The 20503-nt window shown below is 57.0% G+C and carries 20 protein-coding genes and 1 tRNA gene; 17 read left to right on the top strand and 4 right to left on the bottom strand.

What is annotated here, in order from left to right:
* Nucleotides 1–665: 665 nt before the first annotated feature.
* Nucleotides 666–1781, bottom strand: a complete 1116-nt coding sequence (locus CA85_RS02025; protein WP_146389607.1) for a DUF3500 domain-containing protein — start codon at nucleotides 1779–1781, stop codon at nucleotides 666–668.
* 158 nt (nucleotides 1782–1939) lie between these two features.
* Between CA85_RS02025 and CA85_RS02020 the strand changes: the two genes are divergently transcribed.
* Nucleotides 1940–3241 (top strand): sulfatase-like hydrolase/transferase, encoded by a 1302-nt coding sequence (locus tag CA85_RS02020; protein ID WP_146389606.1) that lies wholly within the window; start codon nucleotides 1940–1942, stop codon nucleotides 3239–3241.
* 369 nt (nucleotides 3242–3610) lie between these two features.
* Here CA85_RS02020 and CA85_RS02015 read toward each other — a convergent pair whose 3' ends face one another.
* Together CA85_RS02015 and CA85_RS02010 are read right to left on the bottom strand one after the other, a co-directional pair.
* Nucleotides 3611–4669, bottom strand: a complete 1059-nt coding sequence (locus tag CA85_RS02015) for a dihydrodipicolinate synthase family protein (RefSeq protein ID WP_146389906.1) — start codon at nucleotides 4667–4669, stop codon at nucleotides 3611–3613.
* 94 nt (nucleotides 4670–4763) lie between these two features.
* Nucleotides 4764–5810, bottom strand: coding sequence for an NAD-dependent epimerase/dehydratase family protein (locus CA85_RS02010; protein WP_146389605.1), 1047 nt, complete (start codon nucleotides 5808–5810; stop codon nucleotides 4764–4766).
* A gap of 176 nt (nucleotides 5811–5986) precedes the next feature.
* Here CA85_RS02010 and CA85_RS02005 point away from each other — a divergent pair, with 176 nt between their 5' ends.
* The 6 genes from CA85_RS02005 (at nucleotide 5987) to CA85_RS01980 (ending at nucleotide 10648) form a co-directional block, all read left to right on the top strand.
* Nucleotides 5987–7228 carry an RNA polymerase sigma factor gene (locus tag CA85_RS02005; protein WP_146389604.1) on the top strand — a complete coding sequence of 414 codons (1242 nt, stop codon included), beginning with the start codon at nucleotides 5987–5989 and terminating at the stop codon, nucleotides 7226–7228.
* A 235-nt stretch (nucleotides 7229–7463) separates the two neighbouring features.
* Nucleotides 7464–8339: an SgcJ/EcaC family oxidoreductase gene (locus CA85_RS02000; protein ID WP_146389603.1), complete on the top strand. Its 876-nt coding sequence runs from the start codon at nucleotides 7464–7466 to the stop codon at nucleotides 8337–8339.
* A 344-nt stretch (nucleotides 8340–8683) separates the two neighbouring features.
* Nucleotides 8684–8914, top strand: a complete 231-nt coding sequence (locus CA85_RS01995; RefSeq protein ID WP_146389602.1) for a VOC family protein — start codon at nucleotides 8684–8686, stop codon at nucleotides 8912–8914.
* Entirely contained in the window at nucleotides 8911–9651 is a 741-nt protein-coding gene (locus CA85_RS01990) for a YciI family protein (protein WP_146389601.1), read from the top strand. The genes CA85_RS01995 and CA85_RS01990 overlap by 4 nt, the downstream gene beginning before the upstream one ends.
* 65 nt (nucleotides 9652–9716) lie before the next feature.
* Nucleotides 9717–10157, top strand: coding sequence for a VOC family protein (locus CA85_RS01985; RefSeq protein WP_146389600.1), 441 nt, complete (start codon nucleotides 9717–9719; stop codon nucleotides 10155–10157).
* A 26-nt stretch (nucleotides 10158–10183) separates the two neighbouring features.
* Nucleotides 10184–10648 (top strand): VOC family protein, encoded by a 465-nt coding sequence (locus tag CA85_RS01980; protein ID WP_146389599.1) that lies wholly within the window; start codon nucleotides 10184–10186, stop codon nucleotides 10646–10648.
* Nucleotides 10649–10777: 129 nt separating this feature from the next.
* Here the strand turns inward: CA85_RS01980 and CA85_RS01975 are convergent, their stop codons facing one another.
* Nucleotides 10778–12025 (bottom strand): tagaturonate epimerase family protein, encoded by a 1248-nt coding sequence (locus CA85_RS01975; protein ID WP_146389598.1) that lies wholly within the window; start codon nucleotides 12023–12025, stop codon nucleotides 10778–10780.
* Nucleotides 12026–12172: 147 nt separating this feature from the next.
* Here CA85_RS01975 and CA85_RS01970 point away from each other — a divergent pair, with 147 nt between their 5' ends.
* The 10 genes from CA85_RS01970 (at nucleotide 12173) to CA85_RS01925 (ending at nucleotide 20475) form a co-directional block, all read left to right on the top strand.
* Nucleotides 12173–13345 (top strand): DUF1559 family PulG-like putative transporter, encoded by a 1173-nt coding sequence (locus tag CA85_RS01970; protein ID WP_146389597.1) that lies wholly within the window; start codon nucleotides 12173–12175, stop codon nucleotides 13343–13345.
* A gap of 269 nt (nucleotides 13346–13614) precedes the next feature.
* Nucleotides 13615–13875, top strand: coding sequence for a hypothetical protein (locus tag CA85_RS01965; protein WP_146389596.1), 261 nt, complete (start codon nucleotides 13615–13617; stop codon nucleotides 13873–13875).
* 41 nt (nucleotides 13876–13916) lie between these two features.
* Complete coding sequence (locus CA85_RS01960; RefSeq protein ID WP_246112411.1) at nucleotides 13917–14276, top strand: hypothetical protein; 360 nt, start codon at nucleotides 13917–13919, stop codon at nucleotides 14274–14276.
* A gap of 49 nt (nucleotides 14277–14325) precedes the next feature.
* Nucleotides 14326–14409, top strand: a tRNA-Leu gene (locus CA85_RS01955).
* A gap of 276 nt (nucleotides 14410–14685) precedes the next feature.
* The gene (gene ilvN, locus CA85_RS01950; RefSeq protein WP_146389595.1) at nucleotides 14686–15228 is read left to right on the top strand and encodes an acetolactate synthase small subunit; all 543 of its coding nucleotides are present in this window, start codon (nucleotides 14686–14688) and stop codon (nucleotides 15226–15228) included.
* A 105-nt stretch (nucleotides 15229–15333) separates the two neighbouring features.
* Nucleotides 15334–16338: a ketol-acid reductoisomerase gene (gene ilvC, locus CA85_RS01945; RefSeq protein ID WP_146389594.1), complete on the top strand. Its 1005-nt coding sequence runs from the start codon at nucleotides 15334–15336 to the stop codon at nucleotides 16336–16338.
* Between the two features lie 4 nt (nucleotides 16339–16342).
* Nucleotides 16343–16945: a DUF4254 domain-containing protein gene (locus tag CA85_RS01940; RefSeq protein ID WP_146389593.1), complete on the top strand. Its 603-nt coding sequence runs from the start codon at nucleotides 16343–16345 to the stop codon at nucleotides 16943–16945.
* A gap of 111 nt (nucleotides 16946–17056) precedes the next feature.
* Complete coding sequence (locus CA85_RS01935; RefSeq protein ID WP_146389592.1) at nucleotides 17057–18898, top strand: SpoIIE family protein phosphatase; 1842 nt, start codon at nucleotides 17057–17059, stop codon at nucleotides 18896–18898.
* Nucleotides 18876–20015 carry a Gfo/Idh/MocA family protein gene (locus CA85_RS01930; protein ID WP_146389591.1) on the top strand — a complete coding sequence of 380 codons (1140 nt, stop codon included), beginning with the start codon at nucleotides 18876–18878 and terminating at the stop codon, nucleotides 20013–20015. The genes CA85_RS01935 and CA85_RS01930 overlap by 23 nt, the downstream gene beginning before the upstream one ends.
* Nucleotides 20016–20100: 85 nt before the next feature.
* Nucleotides 20101–20475: a DUF2237 family protein gene (locus tag CA85_RS01925; RefSeq protein ID WP_146389590.1), complete on the top strand. Its 375-nt coding sequence runs from the start codon at nucleotides 20101–20103 to the stop codon at nucleotides 20473–20475.
* Nucleotides 20476–20503: the final 28 nt, after the last annotated feature.

Below are 20503 nucleotides of genomic sequence, written 5' to 3'. Positions count from 1 at the left end.
GGGTCAGCTCGAATTTTCCGTCGGATGAACCACTTTTTTTCCCAAAGCGCGAGTGGGCCGGAAACGATTCGCGTCTCGCGACATCATTCCGTGTCGTTCATTGGAGCCGCTGGCGATCGAGCGCTGTCGATGGAGTCGATGCTGGCGTCGCCATGCCGAACCGAGTGTCGCGCGGCACCGGGTAGCGCCGCGTACCCGGTGCGCTGTGAAGCATTGTTCTGTGATTCTCAGAACAACCGTAGGTGGCGCTGCGGCTATTCTCTTGAGCGCCTCTGGCGTAGGGAAACTTGCGGGGCCCAACCGTTCGTCGCCTCATCCACCACCGAAAAGCTTTCGCTAAATTCACCAGGTATTGATCACGCTATGTTAAGCGGCCGGGTGGGCGGCGCTACCCGGGGCCTTACAGCCAATGCCATCTACTTTGCCCCCGTTCGGGGCATCATCACGATGGTAACCCGATGCGTCAGCGAGGAAATTCCAGTGTTTTGCGTGGCGAACAAGTGATCCTCGCTGACGCGTCGGGTTTCCAGGACCGCTTCGCGGTCGAAGGTAGATGGCATTGGCCTTACGGCACTCGGCTCACCACCACTGCTAACGCCGTTCATCCGATGCGATTCAAACTGATTCGGATCGGACGAGGCGACGGTAGTGAGGGGTGACGCACTCTACTCGTGCTCATGTTCATGCTCGTGGTCGTGCTGATGGTCTTGGTGATGCGGACTTTCCATCAAGTGTTTTCTTAGCAGATCCTCTCCATAATCGTTGCCGGGTTCGCGGAACACTGTGTGGATGTGATTGACAGGCCCGGAACTGCGCCCAGGCGGAAAGTGATTGTCGAATTCGATAATCACGGTAGGCCCATGGATGCGGTAGTAGTACGGCTTGCCCTCGCTGGTTCCCGCCCAAGCGAAGTGGATTTTATCCAAACCGGACTCCAGGATTCGTTCCATTTGAATATGGGCGATGTCGTGCTCGTAGTTATGCGCATATTCTTCAATCAAGGATACGAGCATGCGTCGTTGGGTATCGTTGAGTTCCGACGCTGGCAATCCGGTGGGCTGTTTCAACTGATCTCCGCGAGTGGGTCCAGTGATCACGTCGCGGGGTGCCACTTCAGCAATGGTCGCTTTGGCACGCTGGTCTTCGTCAAGCAAAGCGTAGAACTGTTTGCCTTTCTCGTCCTCGGCACCTTGTACCTTCCAACCCGCGTAGGTTCCCTCGGGCAGCCTTGCAGGGTCGGATCCCATGAACTGGGGGCGCACCGATACTTCATCGCCGACGACGGTAATGTTGAGTGCCAGGTGATGGCCGTCCAATTGCCAGCCCCAGGAATCATCCTTCTCGGGATCACCGAAGATCCCGATCCAGTAGAGGTCATGGCCGAACATGGGTGTACGATTGGGACGGCGTTCCTCCGCCATGCTTTTGAGGAGCTCGTCGACGTGCATGATCCCAGTCGTCTTCAAGTACCCCTGGCTACTCAGAGTGCTCTGCAGCAACTGATGGGCAAAGGAGCGTTGTTCGGATGACATCTCTTTGAAACTAACGCCTTCGCGCTTGAACGAGGTGGCCGGAAGATTGCTCCATGCTCGGCGCTCCTTGTCATCCATGGCGAACATGGCTTGTTCCCGCAACTCTGGGCGAAGGCTTTGGAGAAACGCCACAGCAGCTTGGCGGATCTCAGCGACCGGCGCTTGGTGCTGTGATTCTTTGTCTTGTCCGGACGAGACGGACACACCGAGTAGAACGATTGCGTGTGCGAAGAGGGTGATCGGTTTCATGATGGAATTTCCTTCGAGAAGTGTTCCTGGCTGATCTTATCCTCATGAATTTAGATGACTCATTAACGAACAGCAAATAAGCGGCAACGTTGATCGCTCGCGAGAGTCTCACACGCGGGCGGGCATCCGACTCACGCCGGTCGGCTACAATAGCAGCTATGAAAACTACAATCCTGCTAGCAGCATTGCTCGTCTCCCATTTCGCGTTCGTTCAGACGTTCGCCAGTCCGCCCAATGTGGTGCTGATCATGGCCGATGATTTCGGCTACGAGTGCGTCGGCGCCAACGGAGGGACTTCCTATCAAACCCCGGTGCTCGATCAGATGGCCCGCGACGGGATTCGTTTCGATCACTGCCACGCCCAGCCCTTGTGCACGCCGACGCGAGTTCAGTTGATGACCGGGATCTCCAACGCACGCAACTACAAGGACTTCGGCGTCCTGCCCCGCAGCGAGATGACGTTCGGAAAAGTATTCCAGGAGGCTGGCTACGCGACCTGCGTGGCTGGCAAGTGGCAGTTGGGCAGGCAGCGTAACTCGCCGCAGCATTTTGGTTTTGATGAGTCTTGTGTCTGGCAGCAGTCGCGAGGTCGAACGGACAAGCAAGGTCATGACACGCGATTTGCCAACCCATTGCTCGACGTCAACGGCGTCCCCCGAGCGTTTACCGGAGGCCAGTATGGGCCGGACGTGGTCAGCGATTTCATTTGTGACTTCATCGGTCGCAACCAAGACCGACCGTTTCTTGTCTATTACCCGATGATCTTGACCCATTGCCCGTTCTCGCCGACCCCCGATTCGGCGGACTGGGAGGCTAGCAGCCGCGGTTCAAAAACGTACAAGGGCGATCCCCAATACTTCGGTGACATGGTTGCCTATACCGACAAAATGGTTGGCAAAATCAACACGAAACTTGAGTCGTTGGGTTTAGCTGAAAACACTCTGGTGCTCTTCCTCGGTGACAACGGCACGGACGAACCTATCGTCTCGGTTTGCAATGAACAACGAGTCGCGGGAGCCAAAGGTGAAACGATCGACACGGGTACCCATGTGCCGCTGATCGGTACATGGCCAAGCGTGATCGCGGCGGGGCAAGTTTGCGATGATTTGATTGACACAACCGACTTCTTTCCGACGATTGTTGCGGCGGCCGGCGTCGATGTGCCGGAGGGTCTCGATGGGCGTAGTTTCCTACCCCAGCTCCGGGGTGAACCCGGGAACCCGCGTCCCTGGATCCACGCTTGGTACAAGCCGCGCAAGAAGTCCGACTTAGCCGTTTGGGTACGGACGAAGCGATTCAAGTTGTATCGTGATGGTGAGTTCTTTGATACGCGTCGCGATCCATTGGAAAAGCATCGGTTGGATCCGAAACAGCTCAACAACGATGCGGCCGGCGCCTACGAGGTGCTGTCTGCCGAGTTAAACGCTGGCACTGAAAAGGAGGGTTCATCTCGGAACTGAGTGGCAGTCATCCGGAATTTTTAACGCGTACGCTCCCACGTCCAGCGAGCAACAGGGAATCCTCAGTTAGCGCAAGCTCACCGCGGGTTCACCGCACCCCAGGCGGGCAGCTGATGCAGGGAACGACAGGCGACTCGATGCCCCCTTCCCGAGCCCGCGGCGCCGCAGAGTTTGAGTTCGCTATTTCCAGCACCTGGGTTCGACGCGACTTTCGGAGCGGTGGCAAGATCGCTCGCCGTAGAAGTACATGCCTCGAAAATCCACCACCGGATACGACAAATTAGCTTTCGCTAAATCGCCACTCTCGGATCACGCGTTGCTAAACGGTAGCCTGCCACTCAATTCCGTGAAGAACGAAGAATCGAAACGCTATCGCATCCAATCATCCAGATGCTCGGCAACCCAGTCGTCATCGATCAGATGGGGGTAACAGGTACGCACTCGATCGATCTCGGACTGCTGGCCGGGCGACAAGTGAAGGTTCGGGTCCAGGCAGCGTGTGCTGGCGAGCAAGCCTTGTTGCTTGAGTACATAATGGATGCCGGGGATACAGCCTGCGAAACCGTTGGCTGCATCGAACAAGGCCGCGTTGCAGTCGGTGACCTCCGTTGCCAGTGTCAGTAGCTCACTGGAGATTTCACGATTTTGGCGGGCCGCGTGACACTGCGCGAGCAACTGGACTGCATTCTGCGTCCAACAGGCCCAGTGCCCGAGCAAACCTCCGACCATCTGGAGCGAGATCGCGCGCTCACCGGTTTGAATGCGGTACTCGGTCAATAGATCCATCACGATCGAATCATCATTGCCGGTATAGAGTGCGATTTCATCACCGCGTTCAACTTCGGCGACAGCGCGAATTACATCATGTGTCTTGTAGCGATCGAACGGTGCGATCTTGATCGCCACGAGGTTCGGCAACAGCGACAACTGCCGCCAAAAATCGATGGATAGCGGTCGGCCTCCAACGGCTGGCTGCAGATAGAACCCGATGATTGGAATTTCCTCGGCCACCGCTTTGCAGTGCTCAATCAGCTGGTCGTCGCTACCATCTTTCCACGCTGCCAATGAAATCATTCCGGCGTCGTAGCCCAAGTCACGTGCCAGGCAGGCATCACCGACGGCCTGGCTTGTTCGCCCGCACACGCCCGCAATCCTCACCGTTCGCCGATTGGCTTGCCTATCGAGTTGGTGAAACGTTTCAGCAGCCAGTTGCAACACCGGACGCAGCAATCCATGTCGGGGCTCGCGGATCTCGAACTGCGTCGTATGCACCCCGACGGCAATACCACCGGCTCCGGACGCATGATAATAACGAGACAATGCCCGCTGCGATCGCTCATCAAATTTTCCGTCAGCGGTCAGCGCCAGCGGATGGGCGGGAATCGCGATCCCTCGTCGCAGTTCTTTCATCACGGCCGCAGCGGGCATTCGCCGGTCCCGCCCGCCGCGTGCTTCCTTCCTCGACTTCGAGGGCTCCGCTGAATCCGATTCGTTGTCAGCACGCGGGTTCCGCCTCGAGTGATCAGAAGTTCCCATCACGCACCTCAAAGTGAGTGGGCTTGTTCAAAAGTCGCTGGCCCTTACTGACCCAATCCGCTGTCCATTCGATGACGGTCTGGATCGGTGTCTCAGGCTGGCCTAACACTCGACTGCAGCGGCTAGCATCGCTCAACAAGGCCGTCTCCGCTGCGACTCCAGTAAACTGCACCGGGCGGTCCATCAATCTGCCGAGCGTCTGAGCGACCTCGCGAACAGACAAAACGTCCGTGCCCGTCACGTTCAATACTGCCATCGGTGACTGGCACAGCCCGAGAGCGCGGACGATCAGATCGTTGGCGTCACCTTGCCAGATACAGTTGAAGTAGCCCTGTGTGAGATCGACGGGTTGTCCAGAAAAGACTCTGCAAGCGATATCCGTCAACACTCCGTAACGTAGATCGGTCGCATAGTTCAACCGAATCGCCATGACGGGCGTCCCGTGTTGCAGCGAGTGGTACTCGAGAATTCGCTCTCGAGCGAGCGCTGCCGAGGCGTACTCGCCGACCGGGGCGAGCGAATCGGACTCAACCGCGCCAGCAGACTTCACAGGCGAGAATGAATACACGTTCCCGGTCGACAGGGCGACCACATTGGACGATGCATAACGCGTCATCGCGTGGCTGGTCGCCAGCGTATTGATGGCCCACGTGTGAGATGGGTTCTGGCGGGTGCCAAATTTCGAGCCGACCAGGTAAACCACGTTGGCGGCGTCGGGCAGCTGACTGATGGCAGCCGGTTCCATGAGGTCGGCAGAGATTGTCTCAACGCCTCGTGCAGCCAACCAGTCGCGGGACGACGGGTCGGAAAATCGACTGACCGCGACAACGCGAGCATCCGCGCCCGAGGCGACGATCGCGGCCTGGACACGCCCGGCGAGCGATGGTCCCATCTTGCCGCCAGCTCCCAAGATCACCAACGGACCGCGGAGCGACGCCGCAAATTCGATGAGCCGGTCCGACGGCGTCAGCAAACGCTCGTCAAGGGCCGCTTCGTTGGAAAACGACTCCGGAAGTGAATCGGTAATACTCATTAGCAAGAGCTTTCTTTCATCGCAGCGGAATGAGAGTGTGAGAGCGAGTCGCCCGTGGCCGGGAAGAACTCTAGTCTAATGGACGCTGCAGTCGCACTGTAGACGCGCAAAAGTCAGACGTTCACTGGTGTAAGATGCTGGTCCAGTATTCAAGAGAATCGGATGCGATCGTATTGATGAAATGCAGCAAAAACCAACTAGACGACATCTACCGCATCCAGTCCCGGAGTGTGTTTGCGACATTGGTCCGTTTGCTCGGCGACTTTAATCTCGCTGAGGAAGCGATGCACGAAGCGTTTGCAGCGGCCTGGGAGCAATGGCGGCATCACGGCGTGCCGGAGAATCCGAGGGCGTGGCTGATTTCAACCGGGCGATTTAAGGCGATTGATGCAATTCGTCGGCAAAGTCGATTCGGTGAGAAGCAGGCTGACGTGGCCGCTCGTCTCGACGCGATCGAATCCGACAATGTGGTTCGGGCGGGCTACGAGATCGAAGACGACCGGCTGCGACTGATTTTCACCTGCTGTCACCCAGCGATCGCGCCGAAGATTCAAGTGCCCCTGACGCTGCGCGAGGTCTGTGGACTAACGACCGAGGAGATTGCTCGGGCGTTCTTGGTCCCACCGGCGACGATGGCACAGCGAATTGTGCGTGGAAAAGCAAAAATTCGCGATGCCAACATTCCCTACGTCATTCCGTCTCACACGGATTTGCCCGAACGCCTCGATGCCGTGTTGGAGGTCATCTATCTCGTCTTCAACGAGGGCTACTCGGCTACGGCCGGTGACGCTCTGACCCGAGCCGACCTTTCGGATGAGGCCATTCGTCTGGCGCGATTGATGCTGGAACTGATTCCCGATCCCGAGGTGGTTGGATTGCTGGCGTTGATGCTGCTGCATGAATCCCGACGCCCCGCTCGGGTTTCCGAGGACGGTGACATCGTGCTGCTGGAGAATCAGGACCGCAGTCGCTGGAACCGAGAGCGAATCGTTGAAGGCAAACGGCTCGTCAAGCAATCGCTGTCTTCACGCCGCTTTGGCGTTTACACCATCCAGGCGGCGATCTCGGCTGTGCATTCTGATGCCGCGACGGCAGCCGATACGGACTGGACTCAGATCGTTGCTCTCTATGATGTTCTGCTCCAGGCGGCTCCCTCCCCGATCGTCGAACTCAATCGCGCCGTTGCCGTTGCCATGCGCAGTGGCACCGCAGCGGGCTTGGCATTGGTCGACGAGATACTCGATCGCGGTGATCTGGCGGACTACCACCTGTTGCATTCGACTCGTGGTGAATTGCTCCGGCGGATCGATCAAGTCGATGCGGCTGCTGCTGCGTTTCACCGTGCCTTGGAACTCGCCCAGCTAGAACCTGAGCGACGATTCCTTCAAGGAAAGCTCGATCAAATCGACGTCTCGTAGTCAACGAGCCGGTGATGACCCGGTCGCCGCTTGCTGAGCATGACGGCGTCGAATCGAAAAAACTTTTTCACGACACTGTCGATTCGAGGGTTTCCCGATCGACTATTGTTCAGAAAGCCGCTGGCGATGAAAAGTAATTTCTCAGCATCGCCCGGAGAAGTGTCGAACCGGGCGACGCCTGTTCGACAACGATACGAACAACCGATCCGAACCACTTTTATGCAGGAATTTTCAAATGCGAGTGATGGTCATGATCAAGGCCTCCCCCAGCTCCGAGGCTGGGCAGATGCCCTCCGAACAATTGCTAACCGAGATGGGCAATTTCAATGAATCACTGGTCAAAGCGGGAATCATGCGGGGCGGAGAAGGCCTCAAACCGAGTGGGGAAGGCGTCCGCGTGCACTTCAGCGGCTCGAACCGGACAGTGATCGACGGGCCGTTTGCCGAAACCAAAGAAATCATCGCCGGCTACTGGATGTGGGAAGTCGATTCCATGGATCAGGCCATCGAGTGGGTGCGGCGTTGCCCGAATCCGATGGCAGAAGATTCCGACATCGAGATTCGGCCTGTTTTTGAAGCGGAGGATTTCGGCGATGAGTTCACTCCGGAACTGCAGGAGCAGGAAGACGCGGTCCGCGAGCTCGCGGGCGATCGCGACGAAGCCGAGATCCGCCGGCTGATCGCGAGGTGGTCGCGGGCTCTCGAAGCCAAAGATGTCGATGGTCTCACCGGCGACTACGCGCCCGACGCCGTGCTCTACGACGCCATCCCGCCTTACAAAGCCGAGGGGGTCGACAGCATTCGGAAATCGTGGGAGTGCTGCATGCCCTACCTTCCTGAGGTGCAGTCGGTTCATCGTGATCTGAAATTCCATATCGCCGGCGACATGGCCATGGTCCATGGCCTGCACAACTTCCAAACCGAAGGGGACCATCCCTGCAGTCAATCCTGGATTCGCGTCACGCTCTGCTATCGACGCATCGATGGTAAGTGGAAAGTCATTCACGAACACGTGTCGGTGCCTTTCAATCCTGTCGACAATCAGGCGTGGGAGATCAAGGACCCGGACTCGCTAGAGTCACCGGACTACGATCAGCCAGCGAACAAGTAGTCACGCAACCTCGGCGGCCAGGGATCGCTTATCCAGTTTGCCAAGCTGGTCGAAACGGAATATCCCGATAATGTCTGGTCTACCGATGAACCTAGAATCAACTGGAACGTTGTCCAAACGAGGAGATTCAAAATGTCAAAATATGATTTTCGTGAACTAAGCAACGCACGATCAATTTCGGTCGTAGAGGACGAGGCGACGAGTCCAAAGCCCCAGGGCTTGTCGCCTCGTCCACCACTAAAACCGACACGTATTCATCGTGTGTTGCTTGCCCGTTGCTGATGCATGATAAGTGGAAGTGTTTTGCCAGCTGTCCGATTCCACCAGCTACATCGAGTGAGGCCATGTTGTGTCTTTCATGCGACGATCAGGACGCCGTCGACAGAATGAGTGACATCGCATCACAGAATGGTGGGACAGTGGACATCAATCCAAAACAGGATCACGACTTCATGTACAGTCGCAGTCAGGCAGACTTCGACGGGCACGTTTGGGTAATGATGTGGATGTCCCCGAGTGCGATAGACGTCCCCGAGTGCGATGTTGTCACCAAAAGAACCGAGGAACTGAGATGAAATATATGCTGCTGATTTACGGAGCGGAAGATTGTTGGAGCGAGGAAGAACGCCAGGAGTGCATGATCGAGTCGATGAGGATTTGCGACCAACTCGACGCAGAAGGCAAGTGGATCGCCTCGGCGCCTTTGCATTGCGTCACCACGGCAACGTGTGTGCGTGTTCGTGAAGGCAAGCGACAAATCATGGACGGGCCCTTTGCCGAGACTACCGAGCAGCTTGGCGGCTATTACGTCGTCGACGTGGACAATCGGGATGAGGCGATCGCAATCGCCAGCAGATTGCCACCGGCCGCCAAGGGAACCGTCGAAATCCGGCCGCTCCTCCCGCTTCCCGATCCATTGTCGCTGCCTGATACGGGGGCCGCCGATGAGAACGCTATCGCGAGAGGCAGTGACTACATTGTGCTGTTGTATGCGGAGGAGGGCGTTTGGCCGCCCGACGAACATGCTCCTGCCTTGGCCGAATCTGTTGAGCTTTGTCATCAACTGCATGCCGATGGCCAGTTTCTCGCCGCAGCTCCGCTTGAGCCGCCCGAGCAGGCGACTTGTGTTCGCGTTCGCAATGGAGATCGCGCAGTGGTCGATGGCCCGTTTCCTGAAACGAAGGAGCAACTCGGCGGCTATTTCCTGATCCGCGTTGCCAACCTGGATGAAGCGATTGCCGTGGCGACCCGGATCCCCGGTTCACGCCGTGGAACCGCCGAGATTCGGCCCTTGTTTCCGCTGCCGGAATAATCATCCAATGAGAATGAAATCCCCCTTCGCCCCCACACGCAAGTTTCCGTAGGATGAACCAAATTATGTCTGTTTCCCAATCGAATTCACTCATTGAACCGTACCTATTCTTCGGCGGCCGCTGCGAAGAGGCACTCAATTTCTATCAACAGGCCATCGGGGCTGAGATCGAGATGGTCATGCGGTTTTGCGAAAGTCCCGAACCACCGCCGCCCGGAACGATACCTGAGGGATTTGAGAACAAGGTGATGCACGCATCGCTTCGCATCGGTCAATCTCGCGTGATGGCCTCTGACGGTTGTGGAGAGGTAGCCGGATTCCAAGGTTTCTCGCTCTCCGTCACTGTTGAGTCCGAAGCCGAGGCGGAACAGGTATTCCAGGCCTTGGCCGATCGCGGTGAAGTCACCATGCCGCTGGCCAAAACGTTTTGGTCACCCTGTTTCGGCATGCTCACCGATCGCTTCGGCGTGAGCTGGATCGTGACAATCGTGGCCGAGCAATCCTAGCTTCCCAATCCCGAGGAGATAAAACAATGCACTTTAAAAACAAGATCACCCCGTTTCTCGGTTTCCAATCCGAAGCCGAAGAAGCCGTTAACTTCTACGTCTCCGTGCTGCCTGATTCGCGGATTCTCAAAACAGTCCGGAACCCCGATTCAGGAGCCGTCATGACTGTTGAATTTGAGCTGGCGGGGATGACGTTTGTCGCGTTGAACTCTGGGCAGCGATGGGAGTTTACTGAGGCATTCTCACTAGCGATTGCCTGCGAATCCCAAGAGGAAATCGACGACCTGTGGGGCAAGTTGCTCGATGGTGGTGAAACGTTGGCCTGCGGATGGCTGAAGGACAAATTCGGTGTCCGTTGGCAGATCGTCCCGTCGACGATCGGCCAGATGATCGGCGACTCTGACCCGGTCCGTGCCAAGCGTGTCTTCGATGCCATGTGCGAAATGATCAAGTTGGACGTCGCGAAATTGCAGGACGCCTACGACGGCTGAGAGGCTCGGCACACTGCCCGATTAGCTGTGCTCGGGCAATCCCTCGCTGTGCCCGCTGTTTTCAACCGGTTCGAAGATTTCCTCAACGTCATTGAGATCGGTTGCAAAGACGGCTATCTAACGAAACCGCTAGCCAAGAAACAACGGCCGCATGTGCCGTTGATAGATATTCTCGGTAACCTGCTTGCCCACGATCTCTTCGTTAGCAACCAGCATGTCGGTATACCGATCGCCCGCCTTGGCAGCGACCTTGAACGACACGTGCAACAGTTGCCGCATGCTGGGGTTGAACAAGGGATTGGTGGGGATATGCCGGATTGCGGAGGCGAACTCGCCGCCGCTGTAACCCTGAACGGTCGCGAGATCAGGCAGTTTGCTGGCGTCGACATCGATCACGCTGGCGTAGGGAGCCGACAATTCGTCCACGTGATCGAGAGCGTAAAGGTAGATCTCTTTGGCGAGTTTCAAGCCATCGCCTCCCGCCTCCGCCAATCCGATCAGTTCTTCCAGCCAAGTTGTCCCAGCGGTCTTGATGTGCAATCCCGCACCGGTGCGTTGCAGCGATTCGCGGATGATGGGGTAAAGGCTGAATTTGTCGCTGCCGCTGTGCACGCTCAGTTTCAGCACCTCCGGCAATCCATATTGTTTGACCGCATGAGCGATCACGGCCAAGTCATCGTTGAACTCGCGTTCGAACTGGGCCAGGTCACCGACGTAGTCGACGCCCTTGTTAAACCTGCCGGTGAATTTGGGGGCGATGGTTTGCACTGGGATTTTCTCATCCGCCATGGCCGCCAAGATAATCAGCAGTTCCGGCGGAGTCTGCGGCGAGTCGGTTTCGTCCATCGACACCTCCGCAATCAGGTTATCGCTGCCCTTGACCGAAGCGATGTGTTGATAGATGACGGACGCTTCTTTGACCGCGAGCAGGTACTGCTGGGCGACGCGCCGCACATCGTCGCGAGAGATCTCCAGCGGCGCTGACAGGCCCGCGAGTTCGAGCGTACCGATCAGCTCGCTATGTCGATCGACGAAATCATTGATATCATTTTCCGATGCCGCTTTACCGATCCAATCGGCGACATCGATCGTGAAAAAATCGCTGCAAGGCAGAAACGGTTCTACCGTCGCGAGCTGAACATGGTCGGCATCAACATGCCACGGCTTCTCCCAGCCGAGTTTGTCGACAGCGACCTTCGCGGCGTCGAAGACGCTCTGGGGATCGGAACCCACGAAGGTGTGCTCCCGATTGGATTTATTCCATACCGGCGCAACATCCACCCCATCGTTGGCGATCATCTCAAAGGCCCGCAGCTGCGCAGCGGCTTGATGGGCAAAGCGATCACCCACTCCGAAGGAATATTTTTCGATGTTCAACGTAGATCCTCAAGTGTAGGTGGTGCAAAGAGCCTGTTTTCTAATCGATGGCAACGAAAGCAGCTACCCGGGCCCACAATGGACATTCGCTGTCCGTTAGGATGAAAAGTGGAAACTGACATTTGTCCCGCTCAGAGAACGACCGCTATGAAATCCCATCACAACCAACGGGCCTTCACGAAGCTCGAGGTCGTCGTCGTGATCGCCTGCGTCGTCATCCTGCTCGGGCTGCTGCTACCAAATATGGGTGGGAACGGCCGCATTTACGCGCGCCGCAACCAATGCTCCACGCAGCTCAAGAATCTGTCGCTCGCCGTGATTCAGCATGAAGTGACCAAGAAACGGATTCCCTCATGGGCGGAGGACTTCGGTACGTTTGGTCTCGATGGTGCGATGAGCGATCCGTCGGATTCGCAGGTCGCCCCCAGCAGCTTGGTCAAGCATCGCAAGATCGGAACCTGGGCCGTCGCCATCTTGCCATGGCTCGATGGCCAGCCGACCTATGAAGTTTGGAGTGAGGATCGCAACCCAGTCGTCAGCGGTGGAAGCCGAGAGAACCCGCTGTCGAGCGGCGTCAGCGGTGAAGGCTATTGTCACAATGCCGCGCCAAGCCTGGCAATCTTTCGTTGCCCCAGTACCGATAGGAGCGACATCGAGCACGGATTCAACAGCTACATCGCCAATACGGGCATGGCCTTCCCGATAAATGCGGATTCCAACCAAACCCGGTTGATGCACACGCCGGGTGGGCAATCGCAAAGCGTGTCCTTCGTCGATTCTCTCCTGCCGCGGTACGGAGTATTCAATAGCAGGCTCGACGCCCGCGTGCCCGGGGCAGTCGACGCGGCCAAACGCAGTCCCGTGGGGCCCGTCATCCGTCTCGATGATTTCACCGACGGGTATGGAAATACGGTGTTGTTCTCGGAATCACTCAGTGCCCTGCCCTGGCACCGTAGTGGGTTCACCGATCAATCGGATCTGGAATTTCAAGACGCCCCGAAAGAGGTCGCGTATCCCAAATTCAGCCGATTCACCAATGGTCTGGTTTGGCACAGTGTCGACTGGGAAAACGGCGGCAAAGATCGACCCGTTCACCGAATCAACGGTCCTCTCGTGGGCGTAAGCCTGAGTGCGAGAATGGTCACCTCCGCTAATGCAGCAAATCTCGCGCGGCCGTCTTCGAATCATCCCAGTGGTGTCAACGTGGCGTTTGCCGACGGTGGAACACGGTACATCAGTGACACGATCGACATGCAGGTTTGGCAGGCGTTGCTAACACCTGCCGGTGACGAGCCGATCGACGAAGACCGCGTGCCGTAGGTGCAGCGTTCGATCAGGCCCGCCGCATCTTGCTGTACACCGGAGGCGTCTCTCGAAGCGTCGTCGCTGTGACCCATCGAACGACAATGTTCTGGCCGCCTTCGATCGGCAAGCTAGCCGGCTACCCAGTGCGTGCAACGAGGTGTTGTTGTACGGGCTGTAGCGGTGATTGCGAGGCAGGTTGATCGGCAGGATTCGTCGGCCTGGAAACGACGATGTCAGTCTGTAGTGCAATAGGCGTGTGTTTGTGTTTTGGTAGGAGCGTAGCAATGTTGCGAAGTCTGTTTTTAGCCATCGGGATCATGCTCGTCGTGATCGGCGTGGAGTCGATGTTCATCGAATCCGCCAATCTGCACGCGGCAGCGAACACGCAGGCTGCGGATTTGATCAGTTCGGGCAACTCTGCCGCAGCGAGTCCCAAGGCGTGGAAGCCAGGCGAGATCTTTCCATTTGCGATGGTCGCGGGCGGCGCCATCGTGATGGTCTACTCGAACACATTGCCCAAACGTTTCGGCCGCGGCGAAGGCTGAAATCCTGCCGGATTCCCCCATTCATTTCTGAGGAGATCGAGATGACCCAAAAAAACACCTATCGAGTTGTTGCGCGCGGTCGAGACGGCGCGCTGCAAATGCGAGACTATCCGTCGGTCGACCCGCTCATGGATCATTACGAACAGATTGGCGTCGATGATTGCAGCACCGATTTGGCGCTGCGTGGCATGCCCGTCTTCCGCGGCCTGATCGGTCCAATGCCCGAAGGAAAAGACGTTGTCCGCTATGAGACCGCCGACGTCTTTGAAACGCTGACGAAGGAATGGGGAATGAGTAAGCCGAAAAAACGGCGTGTGCGAACCCGCAAACCCGAGCGTCCCAACGCTGCTCAGCCGGCCGCAGTAACCGGCCATGAAGAGGACGCTTCTATTTTAAGCTGATGGGGGTTTGCCGAAACTCGTCGGAGACGATATTTTGGCGTGCTCACGAGCCGAAGTGGCGGAATTGGCAGACGCGCTGGATTCAAAATCCAGTTCTCGCAAGGGAGTGAGGGTTCGAGTCCCTCCTTCGGTACTCAGGTAAATCTACAAAAGGTCTGGAGTGGATTCGTCCGCTCGAGGCCTTTTTTCGTTTCTCGTTGCAGCCCCGTGGTTGGTATGGAGTCGTCGCTCCCGGACGGATCCGTCGCTCATTCAGGAGTCACGCGAGTCGGTTGGCGAGAAATAGACCGGTCGGCCGGCCCATCTGCGCCGCCCTTGGCAGCGACCGGTCCCGAATTTATCATGCCGCACTTCGTCGTCGCGACCCACTTCCTCTTTAACACCCCTCGCGGGGGTGTATTTTTGCGTCATGACTCAATCGAACTACCGTCACCTGCTCTCGGCGCTCGTACAGAACGTGCCGGGAGTGCTGGCCCACATCTCTGGAATGCTTGCCTCACGCGGTTTCAACATCGATTCGCTGGCTGTCGGCGAAACCGAAGATCCGAAACTATCACGGATGACGGTCGTCGTTGTCGGCGATAACAGCGTCCTGGAACAGGTTCGCAAACAGCTAGAAAAGATCGTCACGGTAGTTCGCGTCTTTGACATCAGCTCGAACGATTTCGTGGAGCGGGACCTGTTGTTGGTCAAAATCAGCGCCCCGGCAGGCGGAGTCCGAACTGAGATTCGCGAGCTCGTGGATATCTTTCGCGGCAAAGTCGTCGATGTCGGTCCCGATGAGGTGATGATCGAGATCAGCGGCCGAGAGGGCAAAGTGCAGGCATTTATTGAGCGTGTGCGTCCCTATGGCATCCGCGAACTCGTCCGCACCGGGCGGATTGCGATGGTTCGCAGTGGAGAAATCAAAGGGGGATCGGACCGATTCGCCACGGATACTGCGACCGGCTAGCCGCCGAACGAAGATCGTGCGAGGCGACTCTGAGTTGCCTCGGAACTCATGGAACATTTAACAACTCAAAATTTTCACTCGAAACCTTGGAAGGCCCCCACACCGATGGCTGCAACGATTTACTACGACAACGACGCTGATCTTTCTCATTTGAAGGGCAAGACGGTCGCGATTTTGGGTTACGGATCCCAAGGTCATGCTCAGGCGCAAAACCTTCGTGACAGCGGCTGTGACGTCATCATCGGACAGCGTCCAGGGTCGGCGAACTACGACCTCGCTGTCGAGCACGGTTTCAAGCCAATGTCGATCGCCGAAGCGACCCAAGCCGCAGACGTGATCAACATTCTGCTTCCCGATGAGGTTCAAGGCGACATCTTCCGCGACCACATTCGCGACAACCTGTCTCCAGGCAACGTGCTGATGTGCTCGCACGGCTTCAACATCCACTTTGGCCAAATCGAGCCGCCCAAGGGCATCGACACGCTGCTGGTCGCCCCCAAGGGCCCCGGCCACCTCGTTCGTAGTGAATACGAAAAAGGTGGTGGCGTTCCGAGTTTGATCGCGTTGGGCGAGGGAGCCTCGGAGTCGACCAAGCAGATCGGTTTGGCGTACGCCAAGGGGATCGGTGGGACACGCGGCGGCGTCATCGAGACCACTTTTGCTGAGGAAACCGAAACGGACTTGTTCGGCGAACAAGTTGTTCTGTGTGGCGGCGTTAGCGAATTGGTCAAGGCTGGGTTCGAAACCCTCGTCGAAGCTGGCTACCAGCCCGAGATGGCGTACTTTGAGTGCATGCACGAACTGAAGTTGATCGTGGACCTGCTCTACCAAGGCGGCCTGAGCTACATGCGATACAGCATCAGCAATACTGCGGAGTATGGTGACTATGTCTCCGGTCCACGGATCATCACACCCGAAACGAAGTTGGAAATGAAGCGGGTGCTCGACGAGATCCAAAATGGCGAGTTCGCTCGGAAATGGATCAGCGAGAACCGAGCCGGTGCTCCGTTCTTCAAAGCCACACGCCGTCGCGAACGCCTCCATGAAGTCGAGCAAATCGGCATGGGACTGCGTCGCATGATGAGCTGGATCGACGAGAAAGAGGTTTAATCCAGTGAGTAACGTTCCTCCGGTTTCTGAAATCACGCAGTTGCAGATCGACTGCGTAGAAAGATGGCACAACGAGCCAATCGCCAATCCCTATGAAGGATTCCAGCAGCTCGTCTGTCGCCAGCATGAGTTCAACTATCGATTGTGGCACGAAGAAGATGTCGCCCGCAGTCCTGAGGCAGATGATGAACGCATCGCCGGAGTGAAACGGTCCATCGACAAACTGAACCAGCAGCGTAACGACATGATCGAGAAAATCGATGATGCGATCACGCTGCTGTTGGCCGAAGGAGGAGTCGGTGACACCTCATCGCTGCCGATCAATACCGAAACGGCCGGTAGCGCTATCGATCGCCTGTCGATCATGTCGCTGCGTCTGTACCACTATGCCGAACAGCGTGACCGTGCCGATGCCGATGACGAGCATCGTGCCAAGGTCGCCGCGCGGGTCGATCTCTGCCAGGTGCAGCATGCCGACTTGTCTCATAGCCTGCAGACGCTCATCGATGATTTGTTTGCTGGTCGAAAACAGCACAAAACCTACCGACAGATGAAGATGTATAATGACCCGTCGCTGAACCCGGAAATCTACGGGTCCAAAAAATAGTCTCCGGTAGCGGAAGGCCTCCATTCTTTCGCTATCCCAAGTTGACTGGAACTTTTGGTGAGTTCCAGTGCCTTCCTGTTTGGTTCTGCGATACGAAGCGAGGGATCTGTCATGGCCTATGTAACGTCTACGATCAACGGGAAGCCCTCGGATCGATTCGATCTCACGCAAGATGAGATGCAGGTGGGACGGCATCCCGAGTGCGATATTGTCGTCGATGCGGGGGCCGTCAGTCGCTACCATGCCAAATTGGTTCGGTCGGGATCTGATTGGGCGGTAGAAGACCTCGGCAGCCGCAATGGAACCTTCGTCAACGGCCAGTTGCTCAATCGCCCGCATGTGCTCGCAGAGGGGGATCGGATTCGGATCAGCGAGGTGGAATTGCAATTTCATCTCGATGATGTTCCCGAGTTCGCACGCGATGCCACCAACCAGATGACTTTTGATGGTGCCAATTTCGGCATTCAAATGGTTGAGGACTCCGATACCCACGTGGCGTCGGGATCGAAAGTTGAGTTTCGAAGTAGCGATCAAGGTCTGAAAATGACCGCGACGCCCGAGGCCAAATTGGGGGCGTTGATCGCGATCAATCGGAACCTCACCGGCGCGATCGCGCTCGACGATGTCTTGCCAAAGGTGCTCGCGAGTTTGTTCGAAGTCTTTCCCTCAGCCGATCGAGGTTTCGTTGTCATGGAGACGCCTGATGGCGCCCTCTTGCCCCGTTGGGTGAAGACACGATCGAAGGTCGACGAATCCGAGACGCTGCGGATTAGCCGCACGATCATCCGCAAGACGATGGAGAGTGGTGAGACGATTCTCTCACTCGATGCCATGGATGATAGCCGGTTCGATAGCAGTGAATCGATCGCTGATTTTTCAATCCGATCGATGATGTGTGCGCCGCTGCATGATGGCGATGGGAAAGCGATCGGAGCATTGCAGATGGACTCGACCCAAGGCCGCGGACAGTTCCGCGATGAAGACATCGATCTTCTTACCGGAGTCGCCGCCCAAGCAAGCGTCGTGATCAATAACGCTCGCCTGCATGAGCAATCATTGCGTCAACTGGAGGTCGAGACCGATCTGAAGCTCGCCACCGAGGTTCAGCAGGCGTTCTTGCCCGCCAAGGCGCCCGCGGTGCCGACCTATCGATTGGAGAGCTACTATCAAGCCGCCAATCACATCGGTGGTGACTATTTTGACTACATTGAGTTGCCCAAAGGACGGGTCGGGATCGTTGTCGCCGATGTCGTTGGACATGGTGTCGCGGCGGCCATGTACATGGCGAAACTCGCTGCGGAGACCCGCTTCTGTCTCGCTAGTGAACCGAACCTTGCTCGTGCAATCGAACGACTCAACGATTCGATGAGCGGACTCCATGTGGAGCGATTCGTTACCTACCTGCTCGTTGTTATCGACCCGCATGCCGAAACGATTTCCATCGTCAACGCCGGCCACATGCCCCCGATCATCCGCTCTGCCGCCGATGGATCGATCAGTGAACCCGGTGACGAGGATTCGGGGCTACCGATCGCGATTGACGAGGGTATGGATTACGCTGTCACCACCTATCCGTTCGCTCGCGGCGATCTCGCGGTGATGTACACCGACGGGATCAATGAAGCGATGGACATTGATGATGAAGAGTGGGGTACCGATCCGCTGCGAGAGCTCATTCGGTCCGCTGCGGTGACCCCGGCCAACGGTGAGCCGGCCGTGGCCGAGGTGAAATCGCAGATCATTAAGAGCGTTTTCGACCATATGGGCAACGCGGTTCAGTTTGACGACATGTGCATGGTGATCATCGAACGCACCGACGACCCGCTGGCGCCGGCCGCTGAAAACCAGGCCTCAGCAAGCACCGTGTCAACGGCCACGAACGACCGCGCTGACGACAAGGACATTCTCACCGACACTAACGAAGATCTTCATGACACAGACGCAAAATTCTAATCGTACCGTCCGTTGGGGTATCATTGGTGCTGCCCAAATCGCTCGCAAAAACTGGAAAGCGATTCGGATGAGCGGCAACAGTGTTGTCGCCGCGGTCGCGAGCCGGGATGTGACACGGGCTGAAGCGTTCATTCACGATTGCTCCATCGAGGTGCCACCGGTGGTCGTCGGTGAAGATGGCACAGCGACTCTGATGCGGCCTGAGGCACTCGGCGACTACCAAGAACTGCTTGATCGCGACGATATTGATGCCGTTTACATCGCTCTGCCAACCACCGTTCGCAAGCAATGGGTGATCGCCGCTGCGAAGGCGGGCAAGCATGTTCTCTGCGAAAAGCCAATCGCGGTGCATGCCGATGACGCCACCGAAATGATCGCCGCCTGTGACGAGGCCGGTGTGACATTCATGGACGGTGTGATGTTCGATCACTCGGCTCGTTTGCCAGCGATGAAACACTCACTCGCAGACACGCAGCAGTTTGGCAAGCTGCGACGCATTCAGAGCCATTTTTCATTCTGTGCCGACGATTCATTTGAATCAGGAAATATTCGCGCCAACGCGGACCTCGAACCTCACGGCTGTCTCGGTGATCTCGGGTGGTACTGCATCCGTTTGAGCTTGTGGGCCGCCGACGACCGGATGCCGGTTGCCGTCTCAGGACGTTCGATTTCTCAGTATGATGGCGGCAGTGTCCCCTCGGAGTTCCAGGCCGAACTGAAATTTGACGATGATCTGACGGCAGGATTCTTCTGCTCATTTCGCTGCGTCAATCAACAGACCGCGACGTTCAGCGGTGATCTTGGCTACATCACACTCGATGACTTCGTGTTGCCTTTCGTCGACGCGGAAGCAAAATGGCAATGCCACACGCACGATCTCCAGATCGACAACTGCCGCTGGAACTTCGGGCGTCACACCCAGGCTCAATCGGTATGGGAACACGCCGCTGGTGAACCGGATTCCCAGGAAGTTCAAATGATTCGAAGCTTCTCGGAATGCGTTCTGAACGGATCGCCTGACCGGCGCGCCAGCGAGATTGCGATGAAAACGCAGCGCGTGCTTGATGCTTTACGCCGTAGTGATGTCGAAGACGGAAAATGGACGTCCGTTTCCTAGCTGTTCGTGTACCGCCTGCCGCGATCGTCAACGTGGCATTCCATCAGTTCTCCGCCGTCGTCCTGTTTCCTATCGGGTAGCCATCATGCCTCACAGTCCCTCCGGTGCCAAGAACGTGTTGGGCACCGACCTCGAAGTATGCAGTACCGATCCCATGACGGGTTTCTATCGAGATGGGTGCTGCAATACCGGCGGCCAGGACGTGGGATTGCACGTCGTTTGTATCAAGGCGACCGCCGATTTTTTGGAATTCAGCCAAGCTCGCGGGAACGACCTCAGCACGCCCATGCCGATGTACCAGTTCCCTGGTCTTCAGCCCGGTGACCGATGGTGCCTCTGTGCGGCGAGATGGAAGGAAGCTTACGATGCGGGCAAAGCCCCTCAGGTCCATCTCGAGGCCACTCATATTTCGGCGCTGGAATTTGCCAGCCTCGAGGAACTGCAACAACACAGCTTGTAGGTCGCCTCGGCCACCATGGTGTGCTCAA

The organism is Allorhodopirellula solitaria (assembly GCF_007859855.1).
Lineage (GTDB): Bacteria > Planctomycetota > Planctomycetia > Pirellulales > Pirellulaceae > Rhodopirellula > Rhodopirellula solitaria.
Note: the sequence above shows the minus strand (reverse complement) of the source record. Positions and strands in the feature narration are given on the sequence as shown.

Excerpts from the sequence above, each read along its gene's own strand:
- CA85_RS02025 (WP_146389607.1), bottom strand. The coding sequence starts at position 1,781 with ATGAAACCGATCACCCTCTTCGCACACGCAATCGTTCTACTCGGTGTG.
- CA85_RS02020 (WP_146389606.1), top strand. The coding sequence starts at position 1,940 with ATGAAAACTACAATCCTGCTAGCAGCATTGCTCGTCTCCCATTTCGCG.
- CA85_RS02015 (WP_146389906.1), bottom strand. The coding sequence starts at position 4,669 with ATGCCCGCTGCGGCCGTGATGAAAGAACTGCGACGAGGGATCGCGATT.
- CA85_RS02010 (WP_146389605.1), bottom strand. The coding sequence starts at position 5,810 with ATGAGTATTACCGATTCACTTCCGGAGTCGTTTTCCAACGAAGCGGCC.
- CA85_RS02005 (WP_146389604.1), top strand. The coding sequence starts at position 5,987 with ATGAAATGCAGCAAAAACCAACTAGACGACATCTACCGCATCCAGTCC.
- CA85_RS02000 (WP_146389603.1), top strand. The coding sequence starts at position 7,464 with ATGCGAGTGATGGTCATGATCAAGGCCTCCCCCAGCTCCGAGGCTGGG.
- CA85_RS01995 (WP_146389602.1), top strand. The coding sequence starts at position 8,684 with ATGTTGTGTCTTTCATGCGACGATCAGGACGCCGTCGACAGAATGAGT.
- CA85_RS01990 (WP_146389601.1), top strand. The coding sequence starts at position 8,911 with ATGAAATATATGCTGCTGATTTACGGAGCGGAAGATTGTTGGAGCGAG.
- CA85_RS01985 (WP_146389600.1), top strand. The coding sequence starts at position 9,717 with ATGTCTGTTTCCCAATCGAATTCACTCATTGAACCGTACCTATTCTTC.
- CA85_RS01980 (WP_146389599.1), top strand. The coding sequence starts at position 10,184 with ATGCACTTTAAAAACAAGATCACCCCGTTTCTCGGTTTCCAATCCGAA.
- CA85_RS01970 (WP_146389597.1), top strand. The coding sequence starts at position 12,173 with ATGAAATCCCATCACAACCAACGGGCCTTCACGAAGCTCGAGGTCGTC.
- CA85_RS01965 (WP_146389596.1), top strand. The coding sequence starts at position 13,615 with ATGTTGCGAAGTCTGTTTTTAGCCATCGGGATCATGCTCGTCGTGATC.
- CA85_RS01960 (WP_246112411.1), top strand. The coding sequence starts at position 13,917 with ATGACCCAAAAAAACACCTATCGAGTTGTTGCGCGCGGTCGAGACGGC.
- ilvN (WP_146389595.1), top strand. The coding sequence starts at position 14,686 with ATGACTCAATCGAACTACCGTCACCTGCTCTCGGCGCTCGTACAGAAC.
- ilvC (WP_146389594.1), top strand. The coding sequence starts at position 15,334 with ATGGCTGCAACGATTTACTACGACAACGACGCTGATCTTTCTCATTTG.
- CA85_RS01935 (WP_146389592.1), top strand. The coding sequence starts at position 17,057 with ATGGCCTATGTAACGTCTACGATCAACGGGAAGCCCTCGGATCGATTC.
- CA85_RS01930 (WP_146389591.1), top strand. The coding sequence starts at position 18,876 with ATGACACAGACGCAAAATTCTAATCGTACCGTCCGTTGGGGTATCATT.
- CA85_RS01925 (WP_146389590.1), top strand. The coding sequence starts at position 20,101 with ATGCCTCACAGTCCCTCCGGTGCCAAGAACGTGTTGGGCACCGACCTC.